This is a genomic window from Paraburkholderia tuberum STM678 (assembly GCF_902833905.1).
GTDB lineage: Bacteria > Pseudomonadota > Gammaproteobacteria > Burkholderiales > Burkholderiaceae > Paraburkholderia > Paraburkholderia tuberum.
In genome coordinates this window covers 20466-27728 of the sequence record NZ_CADFGP010000079.1, presented here as the reverse complement: position 1 = coordinate 27728, position 7263 = coordinate 20466, and the positions used below count along the sequence as shown (strand labels likewise).

Sequence of the window (7263 nt, the reverse complement as noted above, 5' to 3'; positions counted from 1 at the left end):
TCTCATCGCGATCGCCCGAAGTCTGTATTATTTAATACTACCAGGTATTACCTTGCTGCAAATCAATTTTTGTGACACAGTAAGATTAGGACTTACTCGGGAAGACTTGGCTCAAGCAATAGGAGTGCGGCAGGAAACGATTAGCCGGTTTGAAAGAGGCATTGTGCTGCCGCCGCGTCAACATCTGATCCAGCTGGCAGATGTCTTTGATATTCCACTTGACAACTTCGTTCGTCGAACAACCAACCGTGCTTCGGACGACGGGCTTGAGATCACGATGATTTTAAAAAAACTCAACCCTGAAAGCTGAGAATTTGTTCGGCGTTGGGTGATAGAGATGTGCGAGCAATTGGTACGCAAGCGGTAAGGAACTGGCCTCAACCAGTTTTCGATCGATGCTGCAACACCGGTCTTGCACGTTTAATCACGGGCGCATTCGACCGAATTTCCCCCAGAACTCTCAGTGCTTGTATCAGACAGATGCCAATGCATTGATCGAGGGTAACGATCTTGCCTGATCTGGGTCATTGAGATGCGGCACGGCGACAAAGCGGGCACAAGTGATCGTTAACAATTTCCTCACACGAGTCGAGAAGAGGCGACTGTCCGCCGTTACGTACGTTTTGGGGGGGCCGGGAAGTTCTGGTGCGAACCAACGTTGCCAGACGCGTACAGCACGCGACGCAGAAAGTAAAACGAAATTATTCGGTAAACTACGATGCGCCGTAATGGTGCAGTTCGGTGCTTAAGTTGCAGAAGGGAAGCAATTAACTCAGAAGTTAAAGATTAATGGTTGCCACACCAGGCGCGATCTGGAACGCGCTCATGATCTGCGGGCCGAGCGGCATCATCACCATGAAGTCCATGATGATCGTGAACTGCGTGAGCGCGAGCAGCCACAACAAACGACGCTCGTGCCGTGCGGTGATTGAGTACATCGGTTGATTTCCTTTTGTCGTTGTTCGAAGTACGCCGCTAATGCCGCGAGCCACGCGAGCAGAAGCTCAGTCGTCGATCGTTTCGTGGACCGCGACCGCGCCCTGTTTCCAGTAGCTGGCCGCGCGAATCCGCGTTTTGTCGACGCCGCGTTCGCCGCACAGATGTTGACGCACCGCGCGGATCGTCGCCGCTTCGCCAGCGGCCCACACATAGCCTTCACCGTTCACCGGCAGCCAGGTATCGCGCACCGCGTGCAACAGCGCTTCGCTGCGCGCGCCGGTCCGGGTGTCGGCTTCGCTGCGATAGCACCAGACGAGGTGCAGCTCGGCCTGCGTCGTGAACTCGATGCGCGCCGACGGATCGGCGACCTCGATCACCGCGGCGACGCGCGTGCCGGCCGGCAACTCTTCGAGACGGCGCGCGATCGCGGGCAGCGCGGTGTCGTCGCCGATCAGCAGATGCCAGTCGAAGCCGGTCGGAATCACCAGCGAACCGCGCGGGCCGCCGACGCCCAGATACTGGCCCGCCTGCGCCTGCGCGGCCCACGTCGCCGCGGGGCCCGCGTCGTGCATCGCGAACTCGATGTCGAGCTCGCGGGCGTCGCGATCGAAACGGCGCGGCGTGAAATCGCGCGCGGTCGGCCGCTTGCCTTCCGGGAACACCGGGCCGTCGGGGCCGGCTTGCGGCAGCGTAGGTTTGTCGGCGCCGGGGTCGGGGAAGAAGACCTTGATGTGATCGTCGAACGAGGCTGAGACGAAGTCGTCCAGATCGGCGCCGGTGAAGGTCACGCGAATCAGGTGCGGCGTCAGCGCGCGCACCTGCTTGACCTGCAGCAGACGAAACTTCAACGGATGCCGTACGCGATGCACGGCGAGATCAGGGCGAGTGTTTTGCTCTTGCATGTGGGCGATGCTCCAGTTCGGTTCGGGAGGACGCGCGGGTCGCCTCGTGGACGGGCGCGCGTTGTCAGGCGGTCGGCTCGCTGTCGTTGCCGGGCTTTGCGATGTCGCCACGGTTGCCGCCTTCGATTTCTTTGGCCGCGCGCATCAGGATCGCTGCGATGCGGCGCTGTTCGTCGGCCGGCGCGTTGTCCCGGCGCAGCAGCGCGTTCTTCAGCGTGCGGCGCGCTTCATTCAGCTCGGGCACCCAGCCGCCTTCGCTGACGTCGGCCGGCTCCTCGCCGGCAAACGCGCGGCGCACCGAATCCATCTTGCGTGCGATATGCGAGAGTCGCGCGAGCATCAGCTCGACGCGCTCGCGGTTCGCGGCCAGATATTCGCGGCCCGCATCCGCCAGCTCATAGCGCTTGCGGTTGCCTTCGAGCTGCACGGTGACGTAGCCGAGTTCTTCGAGATAGGTCAGCGCTGGATAGACCATGCCGGGGCTCGGGCTGTAGAAGCCGTTCGAGCGCGTTTCGAGCGCCTTGATCAACTCGTAGCCGTGACTCGGCTGCGCTTCGATCAGCGATAGCAGCAGCAGTTGCAGATCGTCGGAGCTGAATTTGCGGCCACGCGGGAAACCATCGCCGTCGCCGCCGAAGCCGCCGGGGCCGCCGCCGAAACCACCGTATCCGCCCGGACCACCGAAACCACCGCCGAAGCGCGAGCCACGGCCGCCCAAGCGCCACTCGTGATGGCGGCCAAAGGCGTGACGCAAAACGTGCAGCAGGTAGTGGTGGCGGGCGCCGGAGGAAGCGCATGCTTCGGCGGCGCCCAGGTCGGCGACTTCGCTCGTCTGCGGCGACGGAAGGCGGAAACCGGCATGAAAACGGTCGCGCGCGCCGCGCGGACCGCAAAAATGATGAGGATGACGCATCTGGGACTCTCCTATGAGTGTCGTAAGATGCATCTTACGATATATATCTTAAGATTGTCTGTCAAACTCTTTTTGCGGTGGGCAGATCGTTGAGCGCGGCGACGGCGTCCGTGCTGCCGTTCATCTGCACGTTGTATTCCTTCGTGCCGATCTTCGCGGTGCCGCCCGGCAGGATCAGGTTTTGCGCATTGACGGCGTTGACCACGTCGATTCGCGCAGCTCGGGCTTCGCGTGTGCATTGCGGATCTGGGTGAGGACCGCCTGACGCATGCGACGCAGGCGATTGCCAGCGTGGCTGCTGAAGGCGCGAAGGAGGTACTGGCCGTCGAGACGGACGTCAGCCCCCGCGCTGCTCGAGTGGCTCGCGGCAATCAACCAGTTGATCGACTTTCAGGAAGCACTGAACCGGCAGGGCAGCGCCGAGGCACGCCAGATAAGCGTCGATTTCCGCTTGATGATGCTCGCGCTGACCGGGCTTGCGTGCGTGATCGGTCTTGGCGTTGCGGTGCTTGTCGTGCGCAACATAGGCCGGTCGCTCGGTACCGAGCCGCGAGAGCTGATCGCGTTCGCCGATGCGATCCGGCGCGGCGATCTTTCCCAGTGCGCCGACTTGCGCACCGGCGATACGGGTAGCGTGATGGCGACTGTCGTGCGGATGAGAGAAGCGCTCGCGGACATCGTGGGACAGGTGCGCGATGGCGCCGATGCAGTCGCCGACATGAGTCACGCGATTGCCGCCGGCAATGCCGATCTTGGCGCGCGCACCGAGCTCCAGGCCAGCGCGCTCGAGCAGGCCACCGGCGCACTCAAGGAATTCGACGCGAGCGTGGCCACCAACGCTGCGAACGCGGGACACGCGGACGAGCTTGCCAGGCACGCCTCGGAAACGGCTGGGGAAGGCGGCATGGCGGTCGGCCGGGTGGTGGAGACGATGCATGGGATACGGGCGTCGTCGGCGCGCATCGCGGAGATCATCTCGGTCATCGACGGGATCGCGTTCCAGACCAACATCCTCGCGCTGAATGCGGCGGTCGAGGCCGCGCGGGCAGGTAGCCAGGGACGTGGTTTTGCCGTGGTGGCGGGCGAGGTCAGAGTCCTCGCGCAACCCGGCGCTTTCGCTCGCCAGCAGCTACTCGTGAGCGCGTGGCGGCATAACCCGATTTTCAATTCAATCGAAATCGTCCGCGCTGCAGGCGCGCGGACATCGATACGTTTCTGTCGGCTGTAAAGGCGTATTTCGCTCGCGGCTGATGTCCGTGCGATGCCGGTTTTTTCATCGCGTGTTGACATGGCGCGTTCGGGTCGGACAATAATCTCAGCCCCGACACTCGCCAACTCAGGTTCCAAGCGTGAACGACATCACCGGCATTCCCCCCTCGCGGGCTGATCATGTCTATGTCAGTGTCCGCGAAGATATCTTCGATATGCGCCTGCTGCCCGGCGACCGCGTGACGGAAGGCAGCATCGCCGAGCGCTTCGGCGTGTCCCGCACGCCTGCGCGCGAGGCCTTGCAGCGCCTGCAAAGTGACGGCCTGATGCGCGGCTATGTGCGCGGCGGCTGGGAAGTCGTGCCGGTCGATTTCAAGCGCTTCGAAGACCTGTACGAAATGCGCAAGCTGATTGAAACCTTTGCGGTCTCGAAGCTTGCGAGTGCCGAAGGAGAGCTCTCCGAAGGCGTCGCACAGATGCTCGGTCAGCTCGAACAAATCTGGAAGATCCCGCCTGCTCACCGTCGGCGTGACGGCCGCGAGATGGTCGCGCTCGACGAAGCATTTCATCACGCCCTCGTGCAGGCCGCCGATAACGCCGAGCTGACCAATGCGATGCAGCGCGTGACCGATCGCATCCGGGTCGTGCGGCGGCTCGATCTCGTGTATGGCGACTGCATCGACGAAACCTACGGCGAACATGTCGCGATCCTCGATGCGATTCGTTGTCGCGAAACGGATCGTAGCGTTGCGTTGATCGCGCGCCATATCGAGGGTAGCCGCGTTGCGGTGCGCACCTTGACGGGCGAGCGCCTGCAACGCGCACGCACTGCAATGGGGCCGAATGCGGTCCCCTATGCACCACCCAGGTTGCGGGGCACCAGGTAGCGACATCGCCGCGCGTACCGAGCCGTGCGAAACCCTATCTGGCGCGCATGAGCGGGCGACTCGCGTGCTGGCATGCTTCTCGCGTTAGTGATGGGTATGTATACAAGCAAAAGCCCCGTCCAATATGTCATCTAGTTTTCTGAATCCGACGCGCGGCGCGAGGGGCATGGCCGTCGCGCCGAATGCGCTCGCGGCGCGCTGCAGTTTCTCGCTCGACGAGGGCAGCCCCAATCGCAAAGCGCCGTGTTTTCACGCATCGCGAATTTCGGCTGGAACCCGCAGGCGGCGATCGACGCGCCTCGCTGGCTGCTCGGCCGCACATGGGACCAATCGACCGGCACGCTCAAGCTCGAGCCACGCTTCGCCGCGCACACGGCAGCAACGCTCAGCGCGTTCTGGCACGAGGTCGAGATGATGGCGCCTTACGATGACGCGATGGGGCATGCCGGCGCAATCGTTCGGCACCCTGATGGGTTAATCGAAGCGGGCTACGATCCGCGCAGTGACGGGGCCGCTGCGGGCCGGTAGACACCGCGCGCTTTTTCTCAAACGACTTGCCGTTCCGGCCGTTCAGGCCCGGAGGACGGCGCACGTCTCGCGCATGCCGGCTGGCATGCGCTCAGGAAACGGAGAACACCATGAACACACGCTTGCAACCGATCGCGCCGCGTATCGAGAATGTCTCGACGTCCGCCACGCATAACCGCTGGATTCAACTTGGACTGGGTCTCGTCTGCATGATGGCGATCTCGAGTCCGCAATATGTCTGGACGTTGATGACCAAACCGCTCGCCGCGAAATTGGGCATCGCGTTGCCTGAACTGCAGGTGACGTTCGCGCTGCTGATCATTCTGCAGACGTTTTTTTCGCCGTTTCAAGGCAAGCTGATCGACCGCTTCGGTCCGCGCACGCTGATCTCGTTCGGCACAGTGATGTCCGGCCTGAGCTGGGTGTTCGCATCGCAGGTCCAGAGTGCGCCGATGCTCTATCTGACGTATGGCGTGATCGGCGGCCTTGGCACGGGCATCGTATATGTTGGCGTTGTCGGGCTGATGGTGCGCTGGTTCCCCGCGCAGCGAGGCTTCGCGGCGGGCGCCGTCGCCGCCGGCTATGGCATGGGCGCGATCGTCACGACGTTTCCGATCGCAGCGTCGTTGCAGGCGCGCGGTGTCGAGGCGACGCTGTGGATGTTCGGCACCGCGTTCGCGGTGGTAGGGCTGCTCGCATCGCAGGGCTTGCGTGTGCCGCCCGTGCATGATGCCGCCGGCGCGAATGTGAATGAGGCCGGTTCGCCGGTGGCGAATCTGCGCCCGTCACAGACGCTCAGGACGCCGATCTTCTGGCTGATGTTCGCCATGATGACGATGATGTCGACCTCCGGTCTGATGGTCACGTCGCAAATGGCCACCTTCGCCGCCGATTTCGGCGTGACCAAAGTGCTCGTGTTCGGCATGGCGGCGCTTCCGCTTGCGTTGACGATCGACCGCTTCACGAACGGGCTCACGCGACCGCTGTTCGGCTGGGTGTCCGACAAAGTCGGCCGCGAAAACACGATGTTCTTCGCGTTCGCCCTGGAAGGCGTCGCGATGGCGCTGTGGCTGTTCACGCGCGATAACGCGGTGCTGTTCGTGTTGCTCTCGGGCGTGGTGTTCTTCGGCTGGGGCGAAATCTTCTCGCTGTTCCCGGCGACGCTGACCGACACGTTCGGCACGCGGCATGCCACGGAAAACTATGGCTGGCTCTACATTTCGCAGGGCATCGGCTCGATCCTGGGCGGCCCGCTGGCGGCGTTGATGCACCAGCACGCGGGTAGCTGGCTGCCGGTGTTCGGCGCGGCGATCACGCTTGACATCGTTACCGCATTGCTCGCGATTGCGGTTCTCAAGCCGATGCGCCGCCGTTTTCTTGCCGCACCGCGCGGCGTTTGACGGCAAGTGGGCGCTCGTTCGTTGTACGACTAATTGCCTGGTGGCGCGCGCCCTTCATGCGCGCGTCGCGCAGACCGTCACAGTCACACCTCTTCTAACAGGCGTCGTTCAGCCGCCGTCGGTCTTGTACGTTGAAGCGGGCTCACTCGCGGATGTTCCAGTGACGCTTCGAAATGACTGAAACGTCATCCAGGAGCCATGTCGTGTTAACGACCGAATTCCGATAATGACAGCCGAGATCATTCCGTCCGCTCGAAACTTCAACGAGGCTCCAAAACAGCAATCGATGCAGTACTCAAAGAGCAATTGATGTTGGCGCGAGTCTCCATGCTGAGCGGCTCGCGGCTTGATTGTCGCCGGATATGTTTTTGGATCGCCGCCGCGATAGTCTCGATCCCACATATTCAATCTTCACGCTTCCGTCGCGTCGGTCCGCTCGTTCGCGCAGAAGAAACTCGCGGAACACCGCCGATGGCTTGGAGCTG

General features: G+C 62.5%; 7 protein-coding genes and 2 pseudogenes. 5 read left to right on the top strand and 4 right to left on the bottom strand.

Going from position 1 to position 7263, the window contains the following annotated elements; all coding sequences use genetic code 11:
* A partial coding sequence (locus tag HWY30_RS36725) for a helix-turn-helix domain-containing protein (protein WP_208524361.1) occupies positions 1–310 on the top strand: 310 nt, incomplete at its 5' end.
* A gap of 493 nt (positions 311–803) precedes the next feature.
* On the opposite strand, the pseudogene HWY30_RS36720 reads toward HWY30_RS36725, so the two are convergent.
* From HWY30_RS36720 to HWY30_RS36705, 4 genes and pseudogenes are all read right to left on the bottom strand, one after another.
* A pseudogene (locus HWY30_RS36720) lies at positions 804–938 on the bottom strand (MFS transporter); the annotation flags it as partial.
* Between the two features lie 66 nt (positions 939–1004).
* Complete coding sequence (locus HWY30_RS36715) at positions 1005–1841, bottom strand: siderophore-interacting protein (protein WP_090809630.1); 837 nt, start codon at positions 1839–1841, stop codon at positions 1005–1007.
* Between the two features lie 64 nt (positions 1842–1905).
* Complete coding sequence (locus HWY30_RS36710; RefSeq protein ID WP_090809632.1) at positions 1906–2754, bottom strand: PadR family transcriptional regulator; 849 nt, start codon at positions 2752–2754, stop codon at positions 1906–1908.
* A gap of 61 nt (positions 2755–2815) precedes the next feature.
* Positions 2816–2959, bottom strand: a complete 144-nt coding sequence (locus tag HWY30_RS36705) for a hypothetical protein (RefSeq protein WP_244145151.1) — start codon at positions 2957–2959, stop codon at positions 2816–2818.
* Positions 2960–3022: 63 nt separating this feature from the next.
* Here HWY30_RS36705 and HWY30_RS36700 point away from each other — a divergent pair, with 63 nt between their 5' ends.
* From HWY30_RS36700 to oxlT, 4 genes and pseudogenes are all read left to right on the top strand, one after another.
* Positions 3023–3982: a methyl-accepting chemotaxis protein gene (locus HWY30_RS36700; RefSeq protein WP_090809634.1), complete on the top strand. Its 960-nt coding sequence runs from the start codon at positions 3023–3025 to the stop codon at positions 3980–3982.
* 121 nt (positions 3983–4103) lie between these two features.
* Positions 4104–4850, top strand: a complete 747-nt coding sequence (locus HWY30_RS36695) for a GntR family transcriptional regulator (protein ID WP_090809636.1) — start codon at positions 4104–4106, stop codon at positions 4848–4850.
* A gap of 219 nt (positions 4851–5069) precedes the next feature.
* Positions 5070–5378 (top strand): annotated as a pseudogene (locus tag HWY30_RS36690) (gamma-glutamyltransferase); the annotation flags it as partial.
* Positions 5379–5488: 110 nt separating this feature from the next.
* The gene (gene oxlT, locus HWY30_RS36685; protein ID WP_090809638.1) at positions 5489–6778 is read left to right on the top strand and encodes an oxalate/formate MFS antiporter; all 1290 of its coding nucleotides are present in this window, start codon (positions 5489–5491) and stop codon (positions 6776–6778) included.
* The last annotated feature ends 485 nt before the right edge of the window (positions 6779–7263 follow it).

Bases quoted from the DNA above. Each gene is read 5' to 3' on its own strand.
- HWY30_RS36715 (WP_090809630.1), bottom strand. From the start codon at position 1,841: ATGCAAGAGCAAAACACTCGCCCTGATCTCGCCGTGCATCGCGTACGG.
- HWY30_RS36710 (WP_090809632.1), bottom strand. From the start codon at position 2,754: ATGCGTCATCCTCATCATTTTTGCGGTCCGCGCGGCGCGCGCGACCGT.
- HWY30_RS36700 (WP_090809634.1), top strand. From the start codon at position 3,023: ATGCGACGCAGGCGATTGCCAGCGTGGCTGCTGAAGGCGCGAAGGAGG.
- oxlT (WP_090809638.1), top strand. From the start codon at position 5,489: ATGAACACACGCTTGCAACCGATCGCGCCGCGTATCGAGAATGTCTCG.